The organism is Micromonospora sp. NPDC049274, from assembly GCF_040678875.1.
Classification (GTDB): domain Bacteria; phylum Actinomycetota; class Actinomycetes; order Mycobacteriales; family Micromonosporaceae; genus Micromonospora.
The window spans coordinates 630551-656033 of the sequence record NZ_JBFAQS010000001.1 but is presented as its reverse complement, the minus strand read 5'-3'; the positions used below and the strand labels follow the sequence as shown (position 1 = coordinate 656033).

Genomic DNA, 25483 nt, shown 5'->3' with positions numbered 1-25483 from the left:
TGAGCTGATGGTCGAGGAGGAGCAGAAGTACGAGGTGGACGACAGCTTCGTGCTGCCGGACCTGTCCGCCGTGGCCCCGGTCGGCGGTCGGGTCCGGGAGCTGCCACCGGTGACGCTCGTCGCCCGTTACCTCGACACTGTCGACCTACGGCTGGCCCGCGCCGGGGCGTCGCTGCGCCACCGCGAGGGTGACGAGCTGCCGTGGACGGTGAAGCTGCCCACCGGTACGCCCGGCGTCCGGCACGAGATCTCCCGCCCCGGGCCGGTCGGGCAGCCTCCGCCGGAGCTGGTCGAGCTGGTCACCGCCCTGCATCGGGGCGCGCCGCTGGCGCCCGTGACTGTCGTCCGCACCGTCCGGCACGCCCACGAGGTGTGCGACCGGGCCGGCACGGTGCTCGCCGAGGTGGTGGACGACCGGGTGACAGTGCTCGACGACGCCGGCACCGCCACCGCCACGTTTCGCGAGGTGGAGGTCGAACGGAAGACCGGCGACCGCAAGTTGCTCGACCGGATCGGCGGCGTGCTGCGCGAGGCCGGGGCGCGGGGCGGCTCGTTCACGCCGAAGCACGTACGCGCGTTGGGGGAGGTGGCGCAGTCCGAACCCGACCTGGTCGGGCCGGGCGGTCTGCCGGCCGACCCGAGCGCCGGGGAGCTGGTCACCGAGGCGGTTCGCAAGGAGGCGGGCCGGCTCCTGGCGCACGACCCGCTGGTGCGGATGCGCACCTCGACGGACGGCGGCGACAGCGCCGTACACCAGATGCGGGTGGCCTGCCGACGGCTGCGCAGCGACCTGCGCACCTTCCGGCCGCTGGTGCGTCGGAGCTGGGCCCGGCCCCTCCGCGACGAGTTGCGCTGGCTGGCCGGGGTGCTCGGCGCGGCCCGCGACGCCGAGGTGCTGCGCGACAGGCTGCGGCGCACCGCGACCGCCGACCCGCTCAGCCCGCTCGACGCGGGCGCGGTGGACCGGCTCGACGAGGCACTCGCGCAACGGCAGCGGCAGGCGCACGCCGCCATCGACGAGGCGCTGCGCTCGCCGCGTTACCTGGCCCTGGTGGACTCCCTCGTGCTGGCCGCCCGCGCGCCCCGGCTCACCCGCCGGGCGGCCGCCCCCGCGGCGCGGACGCTACCGAAGCTGGTGGCCCGCCCCTGGCGGCGGCTCGCCGGCCCGGACGGCGTGGACGGGCTCGACCCGTCGGCCCCCGACGACCGCTGGCACGCCGTCCGCAAGGAGGGCAAGCAGGCCCGCTACGCGGTCACCGCCGTGCTCCCGGCCGTCGGCAGGGACGCACGGCGGCTGGCCCGCGCGTTGGCAGGCGTCCAGGACGTGCTCGGCGAACACCAGGACGCCGCGGTGGCCGCCGAGACCTGGCTCGCCCTCGCCGCCGAGCGGCCGGAGGACCACGAGCTGGCGGTCACCGCCGGGCGGTTGGCCGAGCGGGAACGCCACACGGTCCGCCTGATGCGGGCCCGGTTCCCCGCCGCGTGGCACCGGGCCACCCGGCGACGGCGGACCAGATGGTTGCCGTGACGGGCATTCGGGCTGCCGGCGGGGTCTGCTGGCGACCGACAGCCGACGGCGTACGGGTGTGCGTCGTGCACCGCCCGCGCTACGGGGACTGGACGCTACCCAAGGGCAAGCTCGAACCGGGCGAGCATCCGCTTGTCGCCGCGGTGCGGGAGGTGGCCGAGGAGGCCGACGTGCGGGGTGTGCCGCAGGTGCGGCTGCCGTCGGTGCGCTACCGCAGCGAGGGGCAGGCCAAGCTTGTCGACTACTGGTCGATGCTCGCGGTCGCCGAAGGCGGTTTCCAGCCGGGCACCGAGGTCGACGACATCCGGTGGCTCGCCGTGGACGACGCGATCCGACTGGTCAGCTACCCGCACGACGCCGAGGTGCTGGCCGCGTTCGCCGGGCTGCCGCCGGTGACCGCGACCGTCGCGCTGGTCCGGCACGGCCATGCCGGAAAACGGGCCACCTGGAGCGGCCCGGACACCGCCCGCCCGCTCGACGCCGAGGGCTGGGCCCAGGCGTACGCCCTGGCGCCGCTGATCGCCGTGGTCCGGCCGGCCCGGCTCCTGTCGGCCTCGCCGCGCCGCTGCGTGCAGACCCTGGACCCGGCGGCCGCGCTGCTCGACCTCCCCATCGAGATCTGCGGCGACCTGGACGAGCCGCAGCCGGGTCAGCAACGCGACGAGCGGGTGCTCGCCACCGCCGCCCAACTGCTGGAGCTGGCCTGCGCCGGCGGGCAGGTGGCGGTGTGCAGCCAGGGCAAGGTGCTGCCGGGCGCGTTGGAGCAACTGACCGGCCGCGCCGACGAGGACTTCACTACCCCGAAGGGCGGCGGTTGGCTGCTCGCCTTCGACGGCGACCGACTGCTCGCCACCGACCGCCTGTAACGGCCGGCTCGCGGCCCGTCGGCTCGCCGCCAACCGTCGGTGGCGGTGGGCTCGCACGCCCTCCGGCGGGCGTCAGCGGGGCGGCAGGGTGAGGGTCACCGCCACCGGCAGGTGGTCGCTGGCCTCGCCGCGCGGTGCGACCGGGTCGCTCGGGGCCAGGCCGGGCGAGACGAAGACGTGGTCGATCTGCTGGCGCGGATCGTCGGCGGGGCTCGTCGCCAGCGGCCGGGCGGCAGACAACGCGTCGACCAGACCGGCCCGGGTGAACTGCTCGAACGCCTCGTCGCCCGGCTCGGTGTTCAGGTCGCCGGCCACCACGAGCGGCCGGCCGGCCGCGTACCCGAGGGCGAAGTCGGCGACCGCGCGGGCCTGCGCCACCGGACCCGCGTCGGGCGGCGGTTGCAGGTGGGTGCTCACCACTGCGGTACGCACGCCGTCGCCGAGGTCCAGGGTGACGGCGAGAGCCTGCGCTCCGGTGGGCGCCCCGAGGGACGCCAACGAGCGGGACCGCAGGTCGCTGACCGGCCACCGGCTGAGCACCGCGTCACCCCAGACCGGGTCGGCGGCCGGCCCGAACACGTACGGCATGCCGAGCCGGTCGGACAGTAGATCCAGCGTGTCGTGGCCGCCGTTGAGCAGCCAGCCCCGGTCCACCTCGCTGAGCAGCACCACATCGGGTCGCTGGCGGGCGATCGCGGTGGTCAGCCCGGCCAGGTCGAACCGGCCGTCCAACCCGAAGCCCATCCGGATGTTGTAGGCCACCACCCGCAACCGCTCCGGCGGACCCTCCCGGTTGCTCGCCACCGCCACCTCGTCGGCCAGCAGCGGCGCGAGCAGAGCCAGCGCGGCGACCGCGCCGGCGGTCCGCAGCGGCGGAAGCGGCCCGGGACGCCAGTGGCCCGATGGACGGGCGGCCAGGGCCACGGCGGCTACCACCACTGCCACCACCACCGGCACCGCCGCGTTCGGGTAGCCCAGGTCGTAGGCGGAGTAGTAGCCCACCGCCCCCAGCACGAAGAGCAGCATGCCGGCGGCGACCGCGTACCCCCGGCGGGCCTCAGCTCGGCGGGTGTCGTCCGCGCCTGTGGCTCCCGCATGGCCTGCGGCGGCGTCGGTGGGCGCGGCCTCGGTGGCGTCGGCGGCATCGGCCGCTGCGGCGTCGGTGGTGGTGGCCTCGGTACGGCTCGGAGCGTCGGTACGGGCGAGGCAGGCGCCGAGGCCGACGGCGGTGAGCAGGATGGCCGCGACGAGCAGGTCGCCACGGTCGAGGGCGAAGAGCACCACGCCCGTCAGCAGGGCCACCGGCCCGAGTGGTCGGCCCCACCGTCGGGTCGGGCCGGCCAGAGCCGTCAGCAGGAACGCGCCGACCGCCAGCGGCACCGGCGCCAGGCCGAACAGCGGTGAGCGGGCGACGTCGCCACCGGCGACCAGGTACGACATTCCGGCCTCGGCAAGGGCCGGAGCGAGAGCCACCATGCCGGCCAGCAGCAGTACCGGCCCGGCCAGCAGCCACGACCGGGCGCCACCCGGACCCGGTGACGCGGCGGGCAACGCCATGGTCAGCGCCGTGCCGAGCAGGAACAGCGCCACCGCGACCGCGCTGAGCAGCCAGGCCACCCAACCGCCCCGCCACACGAGGTCGTAGGTGTCCAGGATCGCGTGCACGGCGGCGTTGACCGCCAACCCCAGGGCCAGTCCCGGCACCGGACGATCGGTGCACCCGGCGACACCCACCAACCAGACCAGGCCGGCGAGCAGACCGGCGGTGGCCAACCAGAGCTGCGGCCGACCGCCGGGGGTGCTGGTGAGCGCGAGCCGCGCAACGGCCAGCAGCACGGCGGCGGCGCCTGCGACCCAACGAGGGCCCACCCGCCGGACCAGTGCCGGCGCGGCCATCGCCAGGACGAACCAGCCGAGCGCGAACGCGCCCATCAACTCCGCAGGGGTGGACGCGGCCTGCCCGAAGATGGTGATGATGCCGGGTAGCCACACGCGCAGCACGTCGATGAGCAGAACGACGCCCAGCGCGAGCGACCCGGTGGTGAGCTGGCGATAGCGCACCGGCGCCCCATTTCCGTCGGCGGACCGGTCCCTCAGGGGGGCCGGCACGGCGATTCTGCGCGTACGGCCCGGCCGGGTCAACGGTCTCGGCACGCGCAAAGGGCGCCCACCGAGACGGTGGACGCCCTTTGGGCGGACAGGCGGTCAGCGCTTGCTGGCCGTCTTCTTGGCCGGAGCCTTCTTCGCGGGCGCCTTCTTGGCCGCCGTGCTCTTGCTCGCCGCCGCGGTGGTCTTCTTCGCCGTGGCGGACTTGGTCGCCGCGGCGGTCTTCTTCGCCGGAGCGGTCTTCTTGCTGGCGGCCGTCTTGGTCGCCGTGGTGGTCTTGCTCGCCTTGGCCGGGGCGGTCTTCTTGCTTGCCGCCTTGGTCGCGGCGGTGGTGGTGGTCTTGCTCGCCTTGGCCGGGGCGGTCTTCTTGCTTGCCGCCTTGGTGGCGGTGGCCTTGGTGCCCGCCGCCTTGGTGCCGGCGGTCTTGGCCGTGGTGGTGGCGGTCTTCTTCGCCGCCACCGTGGCCTTCGGCACCTTGCCGCTGGCCACCATCTCCTTGAACCCGGCGCCGGGGCGGAAGGTCGGGACGGAGGTCTTCTTGACCTTCACCGCCTCGCCGGTACGCGGGTTGCGCGCTGTTCGTGCGCCACGCACACGCTTTTCGAATGCTCCGAATCCGGTGATCGCCACCTTCTCGCCCTTGGTGACCGCCGCCTGGACCTCAGTGAGGACCGCGTCGAGCGCGGCCGTCGCCGTCTTCCGGTCCCCCAGGCGAACGGCGAGCGCCTCGATGAGCTCGGCCTTGTTCACGACTTCCTCCCGATTGTGCAACTGACTCGACGCGAGCCATTCTGCGCGCACCGTATGCCCTGTGCTGCCTGGACACAAACATTCGGTGGAAAAAAGCCCTTGTGTCGTAACGGATTCGCCCCCGCCGGTCGGACCGGTGGGGGCGAATTCCGCTGTGCGGGCGCGCGTACGGCTATGCCACCGAGGGCAGGAACGGCAGTCGGGACGCCTCGTACGAGTCGATGTCGGCGGCGTGGCGGAGGGTGAGTCCAATGTCGTCCAGGCCCTCCAACAGCCGCCACCGGCTGAAGTCGTCCAGCGGGAACGACCAGGTCGCGTCCCCGGCTCGGAGCTGTCGGGCGGTCAGGTCGACGGTCACCGGAGTGGTCGGATCCGCCTCGACGAGATCCCACAACTCCTCGACAGCTTTCAATTCCAACTCGACCGGCAGCAGACCCTCCTTGAGCGCGTTGCCGCGGAAGATGTCACCGAAGCGTGGAGCCACCACCGCGCGGAAGCCCCAGTCGCGCAGTGCCCACACGGCGTGCTCCCGGGAGGAGCCCGTGCCGAACTCCGGACCGGCGATGAGGATCGACGCACCGGAATAGGATTCATCGTTGAGAACGAATGCCGGGTCTTCCCGCCAAGCGTTGAACAGCCCGTCGGCGAAGCCGGTCCGGGTCACTCTCTTGAGGTACACGGCCGGAATGATCTGGTCGGTGTCCACGTTGGACCGGCGCAGCGGTACGGCCGTCCCGGTGTGGGTGGTGAACTTGTCCATCTCCTGGAGTCCCTTCTACAGGTCGGCAGGGGCGGCCAGCCGCCCGACCACGGCCGTGGCGGCGGCGACCGGCGGGGAGACCAGGTGGGTACGACCACCCCGGCCCTGCCGGCCCTCGAAGTTGCGGTTGGAGGTGGACGCGGAGCGCTCGCCGGGCTTGAGCGTGTCGGGGTTCATGCCCAGGCACATCGAGCAGCCGGCGAACCGCCACTCGGCGCCGGCGTCGGCGAAGACCTTGTCCAGGCCCTCGGCCTCGGCGGCCTCCCGGACGGCGGCGGACCCGGGCACCACGAGCATTCGAACGGAGTCGGCGACCCGGTGACCGCGCAGCACGTCGGCGGCGGCCCGCAGATCCTCCAGGCGGCCGTTCGTGCAGGAACCCACGAAGACCACGTCGATGGGCAGGTCCCGCAGCGGGGTGCCGGGGCGCAGGTCCATGTACTCCAGGGCGCGGCGGGCCGCGGCGCGCTCCGAGTCGGTGACGAACTCCTCCGGGTCGGGCACCGGCGCGCTCAGCGGCGCGCCCTGCCCCGGGTTGGTGCCCCAGGTCACGAACGGGGTGACGCGGCTGGCGTCCAGGGTCACCTCGGCGTCGAAGCGTGCGCCCTCGTCGGTGGGCAGCGTCCGCCACCAGGCCACCGCCGCGTCCCAGTCCGCGCCCTGGGGCGCGTTCGGCCGACCCTTGAGGTACGCGAAGGTCGTCTCGTCAGGCGCGATCATGCCGGCCTTGGCGCCCCACTCGATGGACATGTTGGCGATCGTCATCCGCCCCTCCATGGAGAGGGCCTGGATGGCCTCGCCGCGGTACTCGACGATGTGCCCGCGACCCCCACCGGTGCCGACCTGGGCGATCAGCGCGAGCACCAGGTCCTTGGCGGTGACGCCGGGGGCGAGCTGGCCGGTGACGGTGACGGCCATGGTCTTCGGTCGGCTCTGTGGCAGCGTCTGGGTGGCCAGCACGTGCTCCACCTCGCTGGTGCCGATGCCGAAGGCGAGCGCGCCGAACGCGCCGTGGGTGGCGGTGTGCGAGTCGCCACAGACGATCGTCATGCCGGGCTGGGTGACACCGAGCTGCGGGCCGATGACGTGCACGATGCCCTGGTTCTCGTCGCCGAGCGGGTGCAGCCGCACGCCGAACTCGGCGCAGTTGCGGCGCAGCGTCTCGATCTGCGTACGCGACGTCGGGTCCGCGATGGTGAGCAGGTCACCGCGGCGGAGCCGGAACGCCGGATCGGCGTACCCGGTCGGGGTGTTGTGGTCCTCGGTCGCGAGGGTCAGGTCGGTACGGCGCACCCGGCGCCCGGCGAGCCGCAGCCCGTCGAACGCCTGCGGGCTGGTCACCTCGTGCAGCAGGTGCAGGTCGATGAAGAGCAGATCCGGCTCACCAGCGGCGGACCGTACGACGTGCGCGTCCCAGACCTTCTCGGCCAGGGTCCTCGGCTCAGGAGTGACTCCCACCATCTGGACATCCTAAATTCTGGGAGGTAAGTTTCGGCTTGTGGGACACAGTATGAGCGGTGTCGGCGTTCTCGACAAGGCGGTGGTCATCCTGGCCGCCTGTGTCGACGGCGCCAGCCTGGCCGAACTCGTTGAACGCACGAAGCTGCCCCGGGCCACCGCGCACCGGCTGGCACAGGCACTGGAGATCCATCGGATGCTCGTCCGGGACACCCAGGGGCGCTGGCGTCCCGGCCCCCGGCTGGGCGAGCTGGCCAACGCGGCGCCGGACGTCCTGCTGACCGCAGCCGAGCCGCTGCTTGCCGCGCTGCGCGACGCCACCGGTGAGAGCGCGCAGCTCTACCTGCGCCGCGCCGACGAGCGGATCTGCGTGGCGGCGGCGGAGCGCGCCAGCGGCCTGCGGGACACCGTTCCGGTCGGCTCGGTGCTGCCGATGACCGCCGGCTCGGCGGCCCAGATCCTGCTCGCCTGGGAGCCTCCGGAGGCGGTCATGCCGCTGCTGCCGCGCAGCAAGTTCACCGGTCGCACCCTGGCCGAGGTCCGCCGCCGAGGCTGGGCGCAGAGCGTCGCCGAACGCGAGGCCGGTGTGGCGAGCGTCTCCGCCCCGATCCGCGACCGCACCGGGCGAGTGATCGCCTCGGTGAGCATCTCCGGCCCGATCGAGCGCCTCGGCCGCCGCCCCGGCGAACGCCACGCCATGGCGGTAGTAAGAGCCGGCCAACGCCTCTCCGGCCTCTAACCCCGCTACCCCACCCCACCCCCCACCCCCACCCCACCCCCGGCATCGTTGATCATGAAGTTATTGCCACGACACGCCGTGGTCGGTGGCAATAACTTCATGATCAACCGGGGTGGGTGGGTGGGGCGGGAGCGGGTACGGGAAAGGCTCACCTCGCGTAGCGAGGTGAGCCTTTGGTTGTAGCCCCGACCGGATTCGAACCGGCGCTACCGCCTTGAGAGGGCGGCGTCCTGGGCCGCTAGACGACGGGGCCAGAACTTTCCTGTTCACCACCCTCACAGGCGGTGCCGCTGTAGTCTAGCGGCACCGTCCGCTGGGGCGAGCGTGGGGTGTGGCACCGTGGACGGCCGTGCGTACCAACGAAACAACCCGCCTCACCGAGGTGAGACGGGTTGTGCACAGATGTAGCCCCGACCGGATTCGAACCGGCGCTACCGCCTTGAGAGGGCGGCGTCCTGGGCCGCTAGACGACGGGGCCAGAACAACTTTCGCTCCCCCACCTTCACAGGCGGAGGAGCTGCACTCTACCAGAGACCACTCTCCGCCCCCTTCGGGGCGGAGTCGAACTCCGTCAGAATCCAGCGTCTGGAACTCTCGCGAATTCCAGCTGCGCTGGGGTACCAGGACTCGAACCTAGACTAACTGAACCAGAATCAGTCGGGCTGCCAATTACCCCATACCCCATTGGCCCCTTGCGGCGCCGGGAGTGAACATTACCCTCCCGGTGCCGACAGGCCAAATCCGATCCCCCCGAACCACCCGTGAGCTGCGGAAACAGGGGCATCGCACGGATCAGGCGACGGGGACCACCGGGTTGCTGAGCTCGCCGATGCCCTCGATCCGCACGGTGACCGTATCCCCCTCGACGAGAGGGCTAACCCCCGCCGGAGTGCCGGTGAGCACCACGTCGCCGGGCAGCAGGGTCATCACGTGCGAGATGTACGACACCAGGCCGGCCACGTCGAAGACCATGTCCTTCGTCCGGCCGAGCTGGCGTACCTCCATCTCGTCGGGGTTGCGACCCACCTCACAGCGGATCTCCAGGTCGGAGACGTCCAGACCGGTGGTGATCCACGGACCGATCGGGCAGAACGAGTCGAAGCCCTTGGCACGGGTCCACTGCCCGTCCGAGCGCTGGAGGTCCCGGGCGGTCACGTCGTTGGCGCAGGTGTAGCCGAAGATGGCGCGCTCGGCGGCGGCCCGGTCGGCCCGGCGTGCGCCCGGCGCGCCGATCACCACCGCGAGCTCCGCCTCGTGCTCGACCTGCTTGGAGAAGATCGGCAACCGGATGGCGTCGCGGGGACCGATCACCGAGGTGGACGGCTTGAGGAAGAGCAACGGCTCCTTGGGCACCTCGTTGCCCAGCTCGGCGGCGTGGTCGGCGTAGTTGCGGCCCACGCAGACCACCTTGCTGGGCAGGATCGGCGAGAGCAGCCGGACGTCGGAGAGGGCCCAGCGGGCCCCACTGAAGGAGAGCTGGCCGAACGGATGACCCTCGATCTCGGCGATGGTCAGGCCCTGCGGCCCGGCCTCCGGTTCGCCCTCGACGGCTCCGAACGACATTCCCTTGGCATGAGCGAAACGAGCGATACGCACCGGGCCAATCTAGCCCCGCCGGCGTCGTCACCGGCCACAACCGGCCGCCGAGTGTGCGCAACCCGTCACGTCGCGGCACCCTAGCGCAGCTCGGGTCGTCGGGGGCGGGCTTCCCGACTTCGTACCCGCCCGGAGGGCGGACGCCCCTAGCGTCGGCTCCGGAGGTTCGTTCGTATGCCTGCATCCGCACGACACCACAGAGCCCTCGCGGTGTTCGTACACTGCCTCGGCATCCTCGCCGCCGCGCCGGCCCTGCCCGCGGTGGCCCCGGAGGCGGCGACCGCGCCACGACCGGCGGCCGTCACGCCACAACCAGCCGCGACCGCGCCACGACCGGCGGCCGTCACGCCACCACCAGCCGCGACGACGCCTCGTCCGACGGCGTCGGCGCCCAGACCGACGGCGGTCACGCCGCCGCCGGTGGCGGTGGCCGCGCGGGCGCCCGCCGCGGCGAGCGCGGAGCCCACCCCGCCCTCGGCGCCACCGGCGGTGGCGCCGCCGTCGCGGGTACCGGCGTCGGTGCCCCCGCCGCCCGTCACGGTGGCGGTCGCGACGGAGAGCAGTCCAGCGCCGCGGTACCGGATCCACGTCCGCAACGTGGGTAACGCACCGCTCGACACCACTGTGCGCCAGGAGCTGCCGTCCGGGTCGTCGCCCACCGCGATCAGCGGGGGCGGGCGATCGAGCCGCTCCGGCGGGTCCACGGCCGAGGTGACCTGGCGGTTGCGGTTGCCCGCGCACAGCACCACCACGGTGGGCACCGCGCTGACCGCGGCCGCGCCGGGCCAGCCGCTGACCGCGCCGGCCTGCGCGTTCACAAGTGACGGCACCCGGCCGTACGACTGCGCCAGCGCCACCTGGCAAGCGGGCGGCGCCCCGGCGGCCGAGATCACCGAGGCGCCGCCCTGGCGGCGGTATCCGGTGCTGCTGGCCGGGTTGGGCGTCCTGGTGCTGCTCAGCGCCCTCGTGGCGTGGGTGTGGCGGCGACGGCGCGGACGACGGGTGACCGCCGCCGCCCTGGCCGGCAGCGGAACGCCGGACGGTGGCCGCGGAACGATCTACCCGCGTGCGGCGAGTCCGAGCCCGAGCCGACGGCGGCGCACGCCTCCGGTCTGGCTGTTGGTAGGCGCGGCGGTGGTGGTTGTGGCGGGCGTGATCGGCACGGCCGGCTGGACGGCGACCCGGCAGGCTTCGTCGATCGACACCCAGAAGCAGCCGACCAGCGGCGCGTGGATGGGCACCGGGGTCTCCGGGCCGGTAGGCGTGCCGCTGCGGGAGTCCGCGTTCGAGTTCACCGTCTACCGGATGTCGTGCGCCGCGGGTGCGGCAAGCGGGTCCGGCGCGGCACCGGCCGCGGGTCGGCGCTGCCAGGCCACCGTCGGTGTGCGCAACGTCACCGGGGCCGAGCAGCCGTGGCACGGCCAGCTGCAACGTGCCTACCTGCCGGGTGGCCGGTGGGTGAGCACTGACGAGCCCGCCACCCGGGCGGCCAACCTGGGCCGGGACGTCTTCGCCGACCCGGTGGCCGCGGGCAGCCGGGCCGTGCTCCCGCTGGTGTTCACGGTTGACGGGCGGGACCCGCCCCGGCAGCTGGAGCTGCGCAGCGGGGTGTTCTCCGCCGGCGTCCGGGTGCAGATGCCCTGACCGGCGACGGGGCGGCGGTCGTACCCTGGGGTCCGTGACCGCCGCCCTCGCTCCCGCCGTGCTCGACGTGGCCGCCTGGCGGGAGCGCCGCCGGGCCCACGAGGAGCGGGTGGATGTCTGGCTGACGCCGCACCTGGCCCGCCGACGCCGGGGCGAGCGGCACCCGGTGGCCGACTTCCTCTTCACCTACTACTCGCACCGGCCGGCGCAGCTGCGCCGGTGGCACCCGGGCGCGGGGGTCGAGCTGCGCGACGCCGACCCGGCCGAGGTCGGCCGGGACTACCGCGCCACGCCCGCCGGGGTCACCCTCGACACCGAGGCGGTACGCGGGCGACGCGGCGAGTCGATCGCGTGGATCCGCTCGCTGTTGACGGCCACGGCGGGGCGGCCGGCGCACTTCGGCTGCTTCGGTATGCACGAGTGGGCGATGGTGTACCGGCAGACCCGCGAGGAGCTTCGGCACAACGCCTGGCCGTTGCGGCTGGACCCGGAGCGGACCGCCGCCGTCGTCGAGGAGCGCGGGGTGCGGTGCAGCCACTTCGACGCGTTCCGGTTCTTCACGCCGCCGGCCCGTCCGTTGAACCTGCTCAGGCCGACGCGGGAGACGCAGCACGCGAACGAGCAGCCGGGCTGCCTGCACGCCAACATGGATCTCTACAAGTGGGCGTACAAGCTGTCGCCGCTGGTGCCGTCCGAGCTGGTCGCGGACTGTTTCGAGCTGGCCCGGGACATCCGCACGTTGGACATGCGGGCCAGCCCGTACGACCTGGCGGCACTCGGTTACCCGCCGGTGCCTGTGGAGACCGCGGAGGGTCGCGCGGAGTACGCCGCGGCGCAGCGCGGGTTCGCCGACCGCGCGGCAGTGCTCCGCGACCGGTTGCTCGCCGCCGTCCCCGCCTGAACCGGGACGGCCCGGTGTCAGCCGGTGGGGCGGGCGCGCAGGCCGTCGAGGAGCAGCGCGACCACCGCTTCCAGGTCGTCGTCGAGGCCGGGCTCGTTCCACTCCGTCCGGTGCGACGGGTGGTGGAACCGCGCGGTGGCCTGCAACAGCGCGCGGCCGGCCACCGCCGGATCGGGCACGGTGAACTCGCCGGCGGCCACCCCGTCCGCGACGATCAGGCTGAGCTGACCGGCGAGGACCTCCAGGTGGTTGGCGACCGCACCCTCGGAGAGCGTGGCGAGCTGGTGGAAGTTGTCGAACAGCTCCGGGTCCTCCCGGGCCATCCGCCGCTTGGTGCCGCTCAACTCGGCCAGCCATCGGCGCAACCGCTGCGGGGCGGGGTCGCTGCCGTTGGCGACGTCGATGAGCGGGGTGGAGACGCGCGCCAGCCAACGTTCGGCGACCGCCTCGCGCAGGGCGGCCTTGCTGGCGAAGTGCCGGTAGACGCTGCCGTGGCTGACGCCCAACGCGCGGGCGACGTCCAGCACTGTGGCCTTCGCCGGGCCGTACCGGCGCAGCACCTCCTCGGCGCTGTCGAGGATGCGGTCGGCGGTCAGGGCGGTGGCGTCGCTCATCGTCCCAGCCTCCCTGACCGCGCCGCCGGTCGTGGCGCGACCCCCGGTCGACTGTCGCGCCACGACCGGGTCGTCATGACCGCTCGCTGTCCAGGAACGCCATCTGCGCCTCGTCGTACCTGCTGCCGGCCACCGCTTCGGCCGGGACCGCGGCCTCGATGGCGGCCAGGTCCGTCGCGGTCAGGGTGACCTCGGCGGCGCCGAGGGCCTCGGTGAGCCGGTCCCGGCGACGGGCGCCGATCAGGGGTACGACGGTCTCGCCCCGGGCGAGCACCCAGGCGATGGCGATCTGCGCCACGGTGACGCCCCGCGCCTCGGCGATGGCGCGCAGCGCGTCGACCAGGGCGAGGTTGCGGTCCAGGTTCGCACCTGCGAAGCGCGGCAGGTGGCTGCGGAAGTCGGTGCCGGTGGTCTCCCGCCCGGCCGTCCAGTGGCCGCTGATCAGCCCTCGGGAGAGCACCCCGTACGCGGTGATCCCGACGCCCAGCTCACGGGCCGTCGGCAGGATCTCGGCCTCGGGGGCGCGGGAGATCAGCGAGTACTCGATCTGGAGGTCGCTGATGGGGTGCACGGCGTGCGCCCGGCGCAGCGTCTCGGCGCTCACCTCGGAGAGGCCGATGTGCCGGACGTGGCCCGCCTTGACCAGCTCGGCCAGGGTGCCGACGACCTCCTCCACCGGCACGTCCGGCGCGAGCCGGGCGGGGCGGTAGACGTCGACGTGGTCGGTGCCGAGCCGGCGCAGCGTGTACGCCAGGAAGTTCTTGATCGCGACGGGTCGGACGTCGTTGCCGTTCCAGCCGCCGTCGACGTCGCGCAGCGCGCCGAACTTCACGCTGATCACTGCGTTGTCCCGGTTGCGGCCGCGCAGCGCGTCGCGCAGCAGCATCTCGTTGTGGCCCATCCCGTAGAAGTCACCCGTGTCGAGCAGGGTGATGCCGGCGTCCAGCGCGGCGTGGATGGTGGCGATGCTCTCGGCCTCGTCGGCGGGGCCGTAGAGGTCCGACATGCCCATCAGGCCGAGCCCGAGCGCGGAGACGGTGGGGCCGGTGGTGCCGAGGGTGCGGGTGTCCATGAGGTCTTCCTCTCTCCTGGGGTTCCCGTCGACCGTACACCGATCGGCTGACAGATTCCGGATTCTGTCACCCGACAGTTGCAGAGATCACGCACACGGCTCGGGGAAGAGGGCTACTACTCGCCGTCGACGCGGCGGTCGCGCTTGCGCTGCGACTGGCGCTTCTTCTCGGCCAGCCGGCGCTCCTTCGCGCCCCGAGACGGCCTGGTCGCCCGCCGCGGCGGCGGGGGCGGGGCGGCGGCCTCGCGCAACAGCGCGGCCATCCGCTCGCGGGCCGCCTCCCGGTTGGCGAGCTGCGCCCGGTGCTCGCTGGCGGCGATCGTCAGCACACCGTCCACCAGGCGGTTGGCGAGGCGTGCCAGCGCCCGAGCCCGCAGCGACTCGGGCACGGTCGGAGAGTGGGCCAGGTCGTAGCTCAGCTCGACCCGGGAGTCGGCGGTGTTCACGCCCTGCCCACCGGGGCCGGACGAGCGGGAGAAACGCTCCCGCAGCTCCCCGGCGGGGACGACCCACCGATCGGTCACCCGCAGTCCCTCGTCCACGTCCCGAGGCTAGCCCGCGACGACCCGTCCGGGGTCACCGGCGCGGAGGCTCACTCTCGGTCACCGATGGGGTGGGCGTCGGCCCGGCGGTCTCGTCGTCCGCGCCCACGGCGGCGTACGCCACGGCGCCGAACAGCAGCAACCCGATCACCGCAGCCTTCAACGCGACCCCGCGGATCAGCAACCACGCGCCGCGGCGAGCGCCGGGCACCGACTTCTTCACAGTCTGGTAGTCGGTCCACCCGCGTCGCGCCCGGGCGTACGCCGACCCCACCGCACATCCGATGATCAGGCCCACCAGCAGGAGGACCGTGAGAAGAGGACGCTCCACCTCCGCCAGTATTCATACCGAGCGTAATATTTCCATGGTCCGATGGCGTGTGGCCGGATATCCGACAGTGCAGGCGGCCCGAAGGGCCGTCCGGGCAGCTCAGCCACCCTTTCCGATGATGGTGTCGGCGGTCTGCTGCACCTGGTCGATGGGAATGGCGAAGCCAATGCCGATCGATCCGCTGCCGTCGATGGTGGCGATCGCGGTGTTCACCCCGACCACCTCACCTCGGGCGTTGACAAGCGGCCCACCCGAGTTGCCGGGGTTGATCGACGCATCGGTCTGCACCGCCCGGTGCCTGTTGTTGCCCAACCGCACCTGGCGGTCCAGCGCGCTGACGATGCCCGCGGTGACCGTCCCGGACAACCCCAACGGTGAGCCCACCGCCAGCACCGGCTCACCGACCCGGGTGGCATCCGGCTTGGCCAGCGGCAACGGGGCGAGGCCGGCCGACGGTGGCACCTTCAGCACGGCGAGGTCGCTACGTGGCTCCCGGCCGACCACCTCGGCCTCGTACCGGCGGCCGTCGGGCAGCTCCACCGTGACCGGCCCGCCGCCGCCCTTGGCGAGGATGTGGTCGTTGGTGACCAGGTGCTGCTGGTCGTCGATGGCGAACCCGGAGCCGGTCGCGGACGCGCCGTTCGCGCCGCCGGCCAGCACCGACACCACACCGGGCACGGTCCGTTCGGCGGCGGTGACCAACTCCGCAGGCACCGGCGCGGCCGACGCCGCGGCCGGGCCGGCCCCGCCGTCCCTGCTGGCCACCACGCCGCCCGCCAGAGCGCCCGAGACGGCCGAGACCGCCACGACGGCCAGGGTGGCGAGCAGACGCCCGGGGCGTCGCCCGCCGGGATCCCGGCCCGAGCCGGGTGGGTCCCACCACCCGCGCCCGTCCGGATCGAGTTCCGGCGAGATGAACCAGGGACCGCGCGGTTCGCCCAGTCCGGTCTGCACTGCCATACGTACTCCTCACTGACGACGTCGGCGCTCTGGGTCAGGGCAGTCGGGAGAACCAGCGCATCGAGCCGGCGGCGGCACCCATCGCGAACACCAGTCCGAGCCCGATGAACCGGGCCGAGACGTCCTGCCGTTCGGTGCGGTAGCCGACCGAGCTGCCGATGTCGTCGTAGACGGCGCGCAACTCGTCGGTGGTGCTGGCCTCGTGGAACATTCCGCCGGTCTCGTCGGCGACGGCCCTGAGGGTCTGCCCGTCGACGGGCACCTGGATCGGCCGTCCGCCCCGGTCCACGAACCCCGACGGCGTACCGAAGGAGATCGCGTGCACCGGCACCTTCGCCGCGACCGCCTCCGCCGCAGCCTCCATCGGGTCCATTCCCGACGTGTTGGCCCCGTCGGAGAGCAGGATGATCCGGGCCGGCGGTGGCTCCTTTGCGGCCGCGCTGTCCAGGCTCTTGACCGCGCCGAGCGAGGTGTTGATGGCCTCACCGATCGCGGTGCCCTGCACCCCGGTCACCCCCTCGGCGAGGCGACCGATGCCCTCGTCCAGGGCGTCCCGGTCGGTGCCGGGCGGCACCAGGACGGCGGCACTGCCGGCGAACGCGACAAGCCCCACGTTGAACTCGTCCGGTAGGCCCTCGACGAAACGTCGGGCCGCCTGCTTGGCAGCCGCCAGCCGGTCCGGCTCCACGTCGGTGGCGAGCATGGAGGTGGACACGTCGACGGCCACCATCACCGTGGCGCGTTCCCGGGGAACCCGGACCTCGGCGGTGGGCCGGGCGAAGCCGACCACGAGCAGCGCCAGCATGGCCAGGAACAGCCCGGCCGGGACGTGCCGGCGCCAGGCCGGACGAAGGGGCGCCACCCGGTCCAGCAGCCGCAGGTTGGTGAAGCGGACGGCGTACTGGCTGCGGCGGCGCTGGAGCACCAGGTACGCGCCGACCAGCGCGAGCACGCCGATCAGCAGCCAGAGCCGCATCGGGGACTCCCAGGTCACGCCACACCTCCCCGGGCGGCCCCGGCCGGCGCGGCGGCCATCCGCCGCTGGGCGTGCACGTGCCGGACGATGTCGGCACTGAAGTCCCGGTCGGTGCGCAGCGCCAAGTGCGTCGCCGCGCTCCGGCGCAACACCTGGCGGACCTGCTCACGCTGGGCGGCGGCGGCCGCGGCGTAGCGCTCCCGCAGGCGTCGGTCCGATGTGCACACCTCACGGCGGCGACCGGTCTCCGGGTCGACGAGCGTGATGAGGCCGACGTCGGGCAGTTCCAGTTCGCGCGGGTCGGTCACCTCGATCGCCAGCACCTGGTGGCGGGCGGACAGCCGGCGCAGGGTCCGCTCCCAGGGCGGCTGCTCGTCGGGGTCGTCGGGCAGGCCGTCCAGGAAGTCGGAGACCACGACGACCAGTCCGCGCTGGTTGGCGACCCGGTGCACCGCGTCGAGCCCGTCCGCCAACTCGGCCGCCGCGACCGGCCGCGCAGTCGCCGGCCGCGACCGGGACCTGTCGTCGGGCTCGGTCGCGCGCGGCGCGGTCAGCAGCGCGCGGAGCAGACCGAGCAGATGGGTACGCCCGCTGCGGGCGGGAAAGCGTCGTACCCCGTCGGCGCGCAGCACCTGGGCGCCCAACCGGTTGCCGACACCGGCGGTCAGGAAGCCCACCGCCGCCACCGCGGCCACCGCCAACTCCCGCTTGTCCAGCTCTGCGGTGCCGAAGTCCATGCTGGCGCTGGAGTCGACGAGCACCCAGGTGGTCAGTTCCCGGTCGGCGTCGACCTGTCGGACGTGCGGCACGGCGGTCCGGGCGGTCACTGCCCAGTCCATCCGGCGGACCTCGTCCTCCCCCGGCCGGTACTCGCGGCTGCCGGCGGGTTCGCTGCCCGGCCCGGGCAGCAGGCCACGGTACTGGCCGTGCAGCAGACCGTTGAGTCGCCGGGTGACTGTCAGTTCCAGCCGGCGCAACCGCTGGTCGGCTGTCAGCTCGGCCAGGCCCGGGTCGGGCGGCGTGGCCACCGACGTGCGACCGGCGCGTCTCACGCCGCCGCCAGGTCGGGGGTGTGCTGAAGGTGTCCGGTGGCCACCCGGGGTGGCGGCACCGCCTCCACGAGCCGCCGGACCAGGCTCTCGGCCGACACCCCGTCGGCAACGGCGTCGAAGGAGAGCACCAGCCGGTGGGAGAGGACGTCCACCGCCAGCTCCCGGACGTCTTCGGGCAGCACGTACTCCCGTCCCCGCAGCAGAGCCTGCGCGCGGGCGGCGGCGACCAGGCCGAGGGTCGCCCGCGGGCTCGCGCCGTACGCCAGCAGCGGCGCGATCTCGGCCAGCCCGAACCGGCCCGGGTCGCGGGTGGCGAGGATGAGTCGCACCACGTACTCGGCCAGGGCGTGATGGACGAAGATCCGCTCGGCGTGCACCTGCAGGTGTCGCAGCCGTTGCGGGTCGAGCACCTGCCGCGCACTGGGCCGGTCGGTACTCATCCGGTAGAGGATGGCCAGCTCGTCGGCGTCGCTGGGATAGTCGACGACCACCTTCATGAGGAACCGGTCGCGCTGCGCCTCGGGGAGCTGGTAGACCCCCTCGGATTCGATGGGGTTCTGGGTGGCAAGCACCAGGAACGGCGTCGGCACCGGCCAGCTGCGCCCGCCGATGGAGACCTGCCGTTCGGCCATCGCCTCCAGCAGCGCCGACTGGACCTTGGCCGGCGCCCGGTTGATCTCGTCGGCGAGCACGAGGTTGGCCATGATCGGGCCCAGCTCGATGTCGAAGGTCTCCTTGGAGGCCCGGTAGATCCGGGTGCCGACGATGTCGCTGGGGACCAGGTCCGGAGTGAACTGGATGCGGGAGAAGGTGCCGCCGACGACTGTGGCGAGGGTCTGCGCCGCCAGGGTCTTGGCCACGCCGGGCACGCCCTCCAACAGACAGTGCCCGTTGGCGATCAGTGCGGTGAGCAGACGTTCGACGAGCCGATCCTGCCCGACGATCACGCGTTTGACCTCGAAGAGGGTCTGTTCCAGCTCGACGCCGCTCGGCTCGGGATCGACCGAGGTGGGCAGGCTGGCCAGGGTGTCCGAGATGTCCGTCACGGTGCTTGCTTCCCGGGCCGGGGCCTCGGCAAACGTCGGATTGTGAGCGCCGGACGGGTCCGTTGCGCATCGGACGGGGATGAGTCGCCCGGAAGGGTGTCACCGGTACGAGTGGGTCGAAGCAGGGACGACCGCCGCGCTGACGGCAGAACTCGACCGGCACGGGCACGACCCCCGCGCACGAGGCACGGGGGTCGTTCCGCCCGGTTCGGTCAGGGGGTGTGGGTGAGCAGGGTGAACCCTCGGTCGGTAGGCGTTCCGGCCGAGTTGCGGGTCTCGATGTAGACCGCGTTGGGCGTGCTCAGCCGCGGGGCGACAGCGATCTCACCGGCCGGTGGGATGCAGCAGGCGTCCTGCCGGGAAATGGTGGCCAGGAAGGCGCCGGCCGACACGGTGTAGCCGAACTGCACCTCGTACTGGCCGGTGCCGTACTTGAGCACGGTGCCCGTGCCGCGGGCCTTGGTGCCGTTGGGGTTCACGACGGTGAAGGCGGTGGTGGCCACCAGCGTGGTGGCGTCGCCCGACTTCAGAGCGGCCCGCGCCGAACGAGCGGACTCGGCCGTGACCGGCGGCTGGGTGTCGGTGCCGCGCGCCGTCGGCTTGACGGCCGCCTGCGGCGCCTTCGCCGACGGCTGGGCGATGGCGATCCCCCCACCGGCCAGGGTGAGCGCCAGGACAGCGAACGTGACCGCTGTCGCCTTACGTCGGAAGGATGTACTCATGACAGGTCCCCCTTGTGTGACCGTGCGAATTCGACCGACCCGCGGGGCGGGACGGATGACTGCCAATAATGGGATCGACGACGACGACACGAGAACCGGTAGAAGGTCGCTCACCCGCAGTCGGGAAAGTTGATTTCTCGTTGATCTGAATCCGGTCTGAGCTGCTGTTACTACTCAGTGTTGCGTCGTTTTAACACGTGGAACGTAGCACCGCAAAAAGCCGCAGGTCAATAGTTGATCTCGCATTGTCGGCCTGTCGCACAGGAGTCAGATAATTGTGAAAGGTGAGCGCCTTTCCATTCATGAAAATAGGCTGCGCCGGTTCCGGCTAGGCTGACGCCATGATCGTCGACGCCCCGCCCGCGCCGGCCCGCCGCAGAGCGCCTGTCGGCACGGTGCTCTGCTGGGTGGCCGCGGCGCCGACCGCCGCCTGGGCCACAGTGCGGCTGGTCGGGCTGGACCGGGGGCCGCTGGTGCAGGCGCTCGCCTTCACCCCGTACGTCGCCGGATGGAGCGTGCTGGCCCTCGCCCTCACGCTCGCCCTGCGGCGCTGGTGGCCGGCGGCGGTCGCGGCCCTGGCCGCGGTGGCGCTGCTCGGTGTGGTCGTGCCCCGGGCGCTGGCCCAGCCACAGCCGGCGGTGACCGGCCCGACGATCCGGCTGCTCACGGCCAACCTGCTCGCCGGCGCCGCCGACGCGTCGACGCTCGTCGAGCTGGTCCGCCGGCACCGGGTCGACGTGCTCACCGTGCAGGAGTTCACGCCGGACGCGCAGGCCGCCCTGGACCGGGCCGGCCTGGACCGGCTACTGCCCTACCGGCAGCTCAACGCGCAGGACGGCACGCCCGGCTCCGGGCTCTACTCGCGCTGGCCGATCGGCGAGGTCGGCGTCCGCGACAACCGGGGCGGCTGGGGGTTCAGCCAGGCGTACGGCACGCTTGCCGTCCCCGGTGGGCCCCCGGTCCGGGTCGAGTCGGCCCACCCCTCGGCGCCGTACGCGCTGGACCAGGTCGGCGCGTGGCGCGCCGACCTGGTCGCCCAGCCACCGGCCACCCCGGGCGGTGGCCTGCGGATCCTCGCCGGGGACTTCAACTCCACCCTGGACCACGGGCCGCTGCGGGCGCTGCTGCGCACCGGTTACGTCGACGCCGCCGACGCCACCGGCACGGGGCTGACCGGCACGTGGGGCCCGTACGACGGTGACCTCATCCCCCCGGTCACGATCGACCACGTGCTCATCGACCGCCGCATTGCCGCCGACGACGTGGCGGTGTTCGACCTGCCCGGCAGCGACCACCGCCCCGTCCTGGCCACCCTGCGCCTACCCGCGGCCTGACCGCTCGCGGTCGTGCGCCTGCCGGCCCGGTGCGAGTTGGCAGAGGTCAGGGGGTTGGTGTCGAGACCGGGGCGGGGGCCAGGCCGTAGGTGAGGGCGTCGACCAGGGCGTGCCAGCTGGCCTCGACGACGTTCGGGTGGACGCCCACAGTGGTCCAGTCGCGGCCGGCGCCGTCGGAGGTCTCCAGCAGGACCCGGGTGACGGCACCGGTGCCGTGGCTGCCCTCCAGGATCCGCACCTTGTAGTCGGCCAGCTCGAACTCACGCAGCTGCGGATAGTGCCGGGCCAGCCCCACCCGCAGCGCCTCGTCCAGCGCGTTGACCGGGCCGTTGCCCTCCGCGGTGGCGATCACGCGCTCGCCGCGTACCCGGATCTTCACGGTCGCCTCGGAGACGACCGCGCCGTCCTCCCGGTGCTCGACCTGCACCCGGTACGACTCCAGGCTGAACGGCCGGGCCGGACCGCCCTCGGGCAGTTCGGAGCGGACCAGCAGCTCGAAGGAGGCGTCCGCCGCCTCGAAGGACCAGCCGCCGGCCTCCAACTCCTTGACCCGATTGGTGACCCGGGTCAGCGCCTCCGGGCGGTCGGCCAGGTCCAGGCCGAGTTCACGACTCTTGAGCTCGACGCTGGCCCGGCCGGCCATCTCGGTGATCAGGATCCGCATGTCGTTGCCCACCACCGACGGGTCCACGTGGTTGTAGAGCAACGGGTCGACCTTGATCGCGCTCGCGTGCAGCCCGGCCTTGTGGGCGAAGGCGGCAGCCCCGGCGTACGCCTGGTGGGTGTCGGGGGCGATGTTGGCGATCTCGGCGATGGCGTGCGAGACCCGCACCATCTGCGCCAGGCAGCCCTCCGGTAGGACGGGCATGCCGAGCTTGAGCTGGAGGTTGGCGACGACAGCGAAGATGTCGGCGTTGCCGGGGCGTTCGCCGTACCCGTTGGCGGTGCCCTGCACGTGGCGAACGCCCGCCTCGACGGCGGCGATCGTGTTGGCCACCGCGCACGCGGTGTCGTTCTGGGCGTGCATGCCGAACAGCGCGGGGTCGACGCCGAGTCGGTTGGTCAGGTCGACGATCGCGGCGGTCACCTGCGACGGCAGCATGCCGCCGTTGGTGTCGCAGAGGACCATCCGCTCGGCGCCCGCGGCGAGCGCGGTCTGCACCACGGCCGCGCCGTACGCCGGGTCGTGGCGGTAGCCGTCGAAGAAGTGCTCGCCGTCGACGAACACCCGCCGCCCCTCGGCGACCAGGTGGCTGACGGTGTCGTGGATCATCGCCAGGTTCTCCGCGCCCGTGGTGCGCAACGCGCGCTCGACGTGGCGGATGTCGGCCTTGGCGACAAGCGCGACGGCCGGGGTCTGCGCGTCCAGCAGAGCGCGCACCTGGGGGTCCTCGGCGACCGCGACGCCGGCCTTGCGGGTGGAGCCGAACGCGACGAGCACCGCGTGCCGCAGGGTCAGCTCTGCGCGGGCCCGGCGGAAGAACTCGGTGTCCTTGGGCACCGCGCCCGGCCAGCCCCCCTCGATGAAGCCGACACCGAACTCGTCGAGCAGCCGGGCCACCGCGAGCTTGTCGACCACCGAGTAGGTGAGCCCCTCGCGTTGGGCGCCGTCGCGCAGTGTCGTGTCGAAGACCTGGAACGTCATCAGGATCCTTTCTCGGAGCAACAAAAAGACCTCCCGCGGATGCGGGAGGTCTGCGCGCTCGGCGGAGGGAGAGCCGGCGCGCTAGGTCGCAATAATCAGGGTGGTGCTGGTCACGACGATTACTCTGCCACCGCTCCCCCGTTTTTGGGAGGAACTACCCACATCCCGGGATGGTGACGGAACGTGGCCGTCGCTGCCGGCCACGCCGTTGGTGATCGACTTCACCGGACAGCCGACCACTGACCGGCGGAAACACGCGCATGAGAGCATCTGGAACCGATCCAGTTACCGGCCCTCGTGCCGCTCTCAAGGAGGACCTGTGCTCACCGTCGGTGACCGCTTCCCCGAGTACGAACTCACCGCCTGCGTGTCGCTCGACGCCGACAAGGCGTTCGAGACGATCAACCACACGTCCCACGAGGGCAAGTGGCGGGTGGTCTTCTTCTGGCCGAAGGACTTCACCTTCATCTGCCCGACGGAGATCGCCGAGTTCGGCCGGCTCAACGGCGAGTTCGCCGACCGGGACGCGCAGGTCCTCGGCGCGTCGGTGGACAACGAGTTCGTCCACTACGCGTGGCGCAAGGACCACCCGGACCTGCGGGAGCTGCCGTTCCCGATGCTCAGTGACATCAAGCGCGAGCTGTCCGAGGCGTGCGGGATTCTCGGCGCGGACGGCGTGGCCCAGCGCGCCACGTTCATCGTCGACCCCGACAACGAGATCCAGTTCGCCATGGTCACCGCCGGCTCGGTCGGCCGCAACGTCTCCGAGGTGCTGCGGGTCCTCGACGCCCTGCAGACCGACGAGCTGTGCCCGTGCAACTGGAACAAGGGCGGCGAGACCCTCGACGCCAACGCACTCCTCGCCGGCGCCGGGGTCTGACGTGGGCCTGGATGCGATCAAGGCGGCCCTGCCCGAGTACGCCAAGGACATCAAGCTCAACCTGGGCTCCACCGTCGGCACGTCGACCCTGACCCCGACACAGACGTGGGGCACGGCGCTGGCCTGCGCGGTCGCCGCCCGCAACCCGCTGGTGCTGCGGGAGATCGCCGCCGAGGCGGTCGAGCACCTCGGGGCCGGGGGCGTCGAGGCAGCCAAGGGCGCCGCGGCCATCATGGCGATGAACAACATCTACTACCGGGCCAAGCACCTGATCGGCGACGAGCAGTACGCCTCGATGCCGGCCCGGCTGCGGATGCAGATCATCGCCCGCCCGGGTGTCGACAAGGGCGACTTCGAGCTGTGGTGCCTCGCCGTCTCCGCCATCACCGGCTGCGGGGTCTGCCTGGAGTCGCACGAGAAGGCGCTGCGCGGCAGCGGCTTCACCCGGGAGCAGGTGCACGAGGCCCTGCGCATCTCCGCCGTGGTGCACGCCGCGGCGGTCACCCTGGACGCCGAGGCGGCACTGGCCTGAGCCAGGTACGCCCCGACGGGCCGACGCCGTGCCACGGCGTCGGCCCGTCTCGTTTCCGGCCCCCGGCCGCCGGGTAGCTCCTGCGGAGACGCACCCAGCGCCGCCGAGACGATCGGCGACAGTCAGGAGTGAACGGCATGGACAGGATCGACCCGCACGCCGCCCACGCCGGGCCCGACCCGCTGCACGGCGGTGACCAGGGCGCCGTTGCGGGCGGCGCGCCGACCGGCACCTTCGACCCGTGGCGCTACCGGGACGCGGCCGGAGTGGCAGACGCCGACCTGGTCGGTTACAAGGTCGAGGCCACCGACGGTGGCGTCGGCAAGATCGACAGCGCCAGCCACGAGGTCGGCGGCAGCTACCTGGTCGTGGACACCGGGCCGTGGATCTTCGGCAAGAAGGTGATGCTGCCCGCCGGCACGGTCAACCAGGTCGACCACGACAAGCGCACCGTCTCCGTCGACCGCACCCGGGACCAGATCAAGGCCGCCCCGGAGTACGACGAGACCAGCCACAGCGACCCGGCGTACCGGGACCAGCTGGGCGGTTACTACGACGAGACGTACGGCGCGCTCCCGCCCGGGACGGCGCGGTAACCGATCGCACACCGACGGCCGGTGGGGCAACGCCGCACCGGCCGTTACGGTGTCAACGTGGACGCCATCGACGAGAACCGACACATTCCGCTGCCTGCGACCTTCAACTTCCGCGACGTCGGTGGCTACCTCGGCCACGACGGCCGCACCGTGCGCCGGGGCCGCCTCTTCCGCTCCGACTCCCTGCACCGCCTGGATGAGCAGGACCGGGACGCGTTCGCCGCGATCGGCATTCGCACCGTCATCGACCTGCGCCGCCCCACCGAGGTCGAGCGCGACGGTCGGGTGCCGGCGTACCAGGGGCTGACCTACCGGAACATCCACCCGGAGCACGAGGACTGGTCGGGTACGCCGCACGAGGAGGGCAGCGACCTGGCCCGCTACCTCGCCGACAGGTACGCCGACCTGGCCCAGACCGGCACCGCGGGGCTGGCCGAGGCGATCGGGCTGATCGCGGACTCCGCGAACGCCCCGGTCGTGGTGCACTGCGTGGCCGGCAAGGACCGCACCGGCATCGTCTGCGCCCTCACCCTCGCCGTCCTGGGCGTCGACGACAGCGACATCACCGCCGACTACGCGCTCAGCACCGAGGCGTCGGCCAAGTTCAGCGCCTGGCTGGCCACCACCATGCCGGACGCGGCCGAGGTGCCCGCGCCGTTTCTGGCGTCACCCGTCGAGGCCATGCAGATCTTCCTCGACGAGCTGCGCGCGGGGCATGGCTCGATCGAGGCGTACCTGCGCCACGCCGGGGTGACCGACGAGCAGCTCGCGGCCCTGCGCGACCACCTGCTCGACGAAGGCTGAGCCGTGCTGACCGGCCCGCGCGGACGGGC

The 25483-nt window shown here is 72.7% G+C and carries 25 protein-coding genes and 3 tRNA genes; 10 read left to right on the top strand and 18 right to left on the bottom strand.

Going from position 1 to position 25483, the window contains the following annotated elements:
• Positions 1-7: 7 nt before the first annotated feature.
• The gene (locus AB0K10_RS02990) at positions 8-1528 is read left to right on the top strand and encodes a CYTH and CHAD domain-containing protein (protein WP_363679356.1); all 1521 of its coding nucleotides are present in this window, start codon (positions 8-10) and stop codon (positions 1526-1528) included.
• A complete protein-coding gene (locus AB0K10_RS02985) occupies positions 1516-2394 on the top strand; it encodes an NUDIX hydrolase (RefSeq protein ID WP_363679354.1) in 879 nt (292 codons plus the stop codon). Before AB0K10_RS02990 ends, AB0K10_RS02985 begins: the two co-directional genes overlap by 13 nt.
• A 72-nt stretch (positions 2395-2466) precedes the next feature.
• Here the strand turns inward: AB0K10_RS02985 and AB0K10_RS02980 are convergent, their stop codons facing one another.
• The 4 genes from AB0K10_RS02980 to leuC form a co-directional block, all read right to left on the bottom strand.
• Positions 2467-4455 (bottom strand): endonuclease/exonuclease/phosphatase family protein, encoded by a 1989-nt coding sequence (locus tag AB0K10_RS02980; protein ID WP_363679352.1) that lies wholly within the window; start codon positions 4453-4455, stop codon positions 2467-2469.
• Positions 4456-4599: 144 nt separating this feature from the next.
• Positions 4600-5250, bottom strand: a complete 651-nt coding sequence (locus AB0K10_RS02975; RefSeq protein ID WP_363679350.1) for an HU family DNA-binding protein — start codon at positions 5248-5250, stop codon at positions 4600-4602.
• Positions 5251-5422: 172 nt separating this feature from the next.
• On the bottom strand, positions 5423-6010 hold the full coding sequence (gene leuD / locus AB0K10_RS02970; protein ID WP_363679348.1) for a 3-isopropylmalate dehydratase small subunit: 588 nt from the start codon (positions 6008-6010) through the stop codon (positions 5423-5425).
• 15 nt (positions 6011-6025) lie between these two features.
• Positions 6026-7471, bottom strand: a complete 1446-nt coding sequence (gene leuC, locus AB0K10_RS02965) for a 3-isopropylmalate dehydratase large subunit (RefSeq protein ID WP_363679346.1) — start codon at positions 7469-7471, stop codon at positions 6026-6028.
• A 49-nt stretch (positions 7472-7520) separates the two neighbouring features.
• On the opposite strand from leuC, the gene AB0K10_RS02960 reads away from it, so the two are divergent.
• Positions 7521-8207, top strand: a complete 687-nt coding sequence (locus AB0K10_RS02960; protein ID WP_007456408.1) for an IclR family transcriptional regulator — start codon at positions 7521-7523, stop codon at positions 8205-8207.
• Between the two features lie 180 nt (positions 8208-8387).
• Here AB0K10_RS02960 and AB0K10_RS02955 read toward each other — a convergent pair.
• From AB0K10_RS02955 to AB0K10_RS02940, 4 genes are all read right to left on the bottom strand, one after another.
• A tRNA-Glu gene (locus AB0K10_RS02955) sits at positions 8388-8460 on the bottom strand.
• 152 nt (positions 8461-8612) lie between these two features.
• A tRNA-Glu gene (locus AB0K10_RS02950) sits at positions 8613-8685 on the bottom strand.
• Positions 8686-8819: 134 nt separating this feature from the next.
• Positions 8820-8891: transfer RNA gene (locus tag AB0K10_RS02945), tRNA-Gln, on the bottom strand.
• 108 nt (positions 8892-8999) lie between these two features.
• A complete protein-coding gene (locus tag AB0K10_RS02940; protein ID WP_234591312.1) occupies positions 9000-9803 on the bottom strand; it encodes a fumarylacetoacetate hydrolase family protein in 804 nt (267 codons plus the stop codon).
• Positions 9804-9977: 174 nt separating this feature from the next.
• On the opposite strand from AB0K10_RS02940, the gene AB0K10_RS02935 reads away from it, so the two are divergent.
• Together AB0K10_RS02935 and AB0K10_RS02930 are read left to right on the top strand one after the other, a co-directional pair.
• Positions 9978-11447, top strand: coding sequence for a hypothetical protein (locus tag AB0K10_RS02935; protein WP_363679343.1), 1470 nt, complete (start codon positions 9978-9980; stop codon positions 11445-11447).
• Between the two features lie 34 nt (positions 11448-11481).
• Entirely contained in the window at positions 11482-12348 is an 867-nt protein-coding gene (locus AB0K10_RS02930; protein ID WP_363679341.1) for a 3-methyladenine DNA glycosylase, read from the top strand.
• Between the two features lie 17 nt (positions 12349-12365).
• Here AB0K10_RS02930 and AB0K10_RS02925 read toward each other — a convergent pair whose 3' ends face one another.
• From AB0K10_RS02925 to AB0K10_RS02885, 9 genes are all read right to left on the bottom strand, one after another.
• Positions 12366-12962, bottom strand: a complete 597-nt coding sequence (locus AB0K10_RS02925) for a TetR family transcriptional regulator (protein WP_363679339.1) — start codon at positions 12960-12962, stop codon at positions 12366-12368.
• 73 nt (positions 12963-13035) lie between these two features.
• The gene (locus tag AB0K10_RS02920; protein WP_363679337.1) at positions 13036-14034 is read right to left on the bottom strand and encodes an aldo/keto reductase; all 999 of its coding nucleotides are present in this window, start codon (positions 14032-14034) and stop codon (positions 13036-13038) included.
• Positions 14035-14150: 116 nt separating this feature from the next.
• Positions 14151-14576, bottom strand: coding sequence for an alternative ribosome rescue aminoacyl-tRNA hydrolase ArfB (gene arfB / locus AB0K10_RS02915; protein WP_363679335.1), 426 nt, complete (start codon positions 14574-14576; stop codon positions 14151-14153).
• 34 nt (positions 14577-14610) lie between these two features.
• A complete protein-coding gene (locus AB0K10_RS02910) occupies positions 14611-14907 on the bottom strand; it encodes a hypothetical protein (RefSeq protein ID WP_363679333.1) in 297 nt (98 codons plus the stop codon).
• Positions 14908-15006: 99 nt separating this feature from the next.
• Positions 15007-15867: a trypsin-like peptidase domain-containing protein gene (locus tag AB0K10_RS02905; protein ID WP_363679331.1), complete on the bottom strand. Its 861-nt coding sequence runs from the start codon at positions 15865-15867 to the stop codon at positions 15007-15009.
• Positions 15868-15901: 34 nt separating this feature from the next.
• Positions 15902-16861 (bottom strand): VWA domain-containing protein, encoded by a 960-nt coding sequence (locus tag AB0K10_RS02900; RefSeq protein WP_363679329.1) that lies wholly within the window; start codon positions 16859-16861, stop codon positions 15902-15904.
• Positions 16858-17895: a DUF58 domain-containing protein gene (locus tag AB0K10_RS02895; protein WP_363679327.1), complete on the bottom strand. Its 1038-nt coding sequence runs from the start codon at positions 17893-17895 to the stop codon at positions 16858-16860. Before AB0K10_RS02895 ends, AB0K10_RS02900 begins: the two co-directional genes overlap by 4 nt.
• The gene (locus AB0K10_RS02890; RefSeq protein ID WP_358159769.1) at positions 17892-18941 is read right to left on the bottom strand and encodes a MoxR family ATPase; all 1050 of its coding nucleotides are present in this window, start codon (positions 18939-18941) and stop codon (positions 17892-17894) included. Before AB0K10_RS02890 ends, AB0K10_RS02895 begins: the two co-directional genes overlap by 4 nt.
• A 212-nt stretch (positions 18942-19153) precedes the next feature.
• A complete protein-coding gene (locus tag AB0K10_RS02885; protein WP_363679325.1) occupies positions 19154-19663 on the bottom strand; it encodes a hypothetical protein in 510 nt (169 codons plus the stop codon).
• Between the two features lie 341 nt (positions 19664-20004).
• Here AB0K10_RS02885 and AB0K10_RS02880 point away from each other — a divergent pair, with 341 nt between their 5' ends.
• Positions 20005-20997 carry an endonuclease/exonuclease/phosphatase family protein gene (locus AB0K10_RS02880; protein WP_363679323.1) on the top strand — a complete coding sequence of 331 codons (993 nt, stop codon included), beginning with the start codon at positions 20005-20007 and terminating at the stop codon, positions 20995-20997.
• A gap of 46 nt (positions 20998-21043) precedes the next feature.
• Here AB0K10_RS02880 and cimA read toward each other — a convergent pair whose 3' ends face one another.
• Entirely contained in the window at positions 21044-22642 is a 1599-nt protein-coding gene (gene cimA, locus AB0K10_RS02875; protein ID WP_363679321.1) for a citramalate synthase, read from the bottom strand.
• A 319-nt stretch (positions 22643-22961) separates the two neighbouring features.
• Between cimA and AB0K10_RS02870 the strand changes: the two genes are divergently transcribed.
• The 4 genes from AB0K10_RS02870 (at position 22962) to AB0K10_RS02855 (ending at position 25454) form a co-directional block, all read left to right on the top strand.
• A complete protein-coding gene (locus AB0K10_RS02870; protein WP_363679319.1) occupies positions 22962-23522 on the top strand; it encodes a peroxiredoxin in 561 nt (186 codons plus the stop codon).
• A 1-nt stretch (position 23523) separates the two neighbouring features.
• A complete protein-coding gene (locus AB0K10_RS02865) occupies positions 23524-24054 on the top strand; it encodes a carboxymuconolactone decarboxylase family protein (protein WP_363679317.1) in 531 nt (176 codons plus the stop codon).
• A gap of 137 nt (positions 24055-24191) precedes the next feature.
• Positions 24192-24650, top strand: a complete 459-nt coding sequence (locus tag AB0K10_RS02860; protein WP_363679315.1) for a PRC-barrel domain containing protein — start codon at positions 24192-24194, stop codon at positions 24648-24650.
• A gap of 57 nt (positions 24651-24707) precedes the next feature.
• Positions 24708-25454: a tyrosine-protein phosphatase gene (locus AB0K10_RS02855; RefSeq protein ID WP_363679313.1), complete on the top strand. Its 747-nt coding sequence runs from the start codon at positions 24708-24710 to the stop codon at positions 25452-25454.
• Positions 25455-25483: the final 29 nt, after the last annotated feature.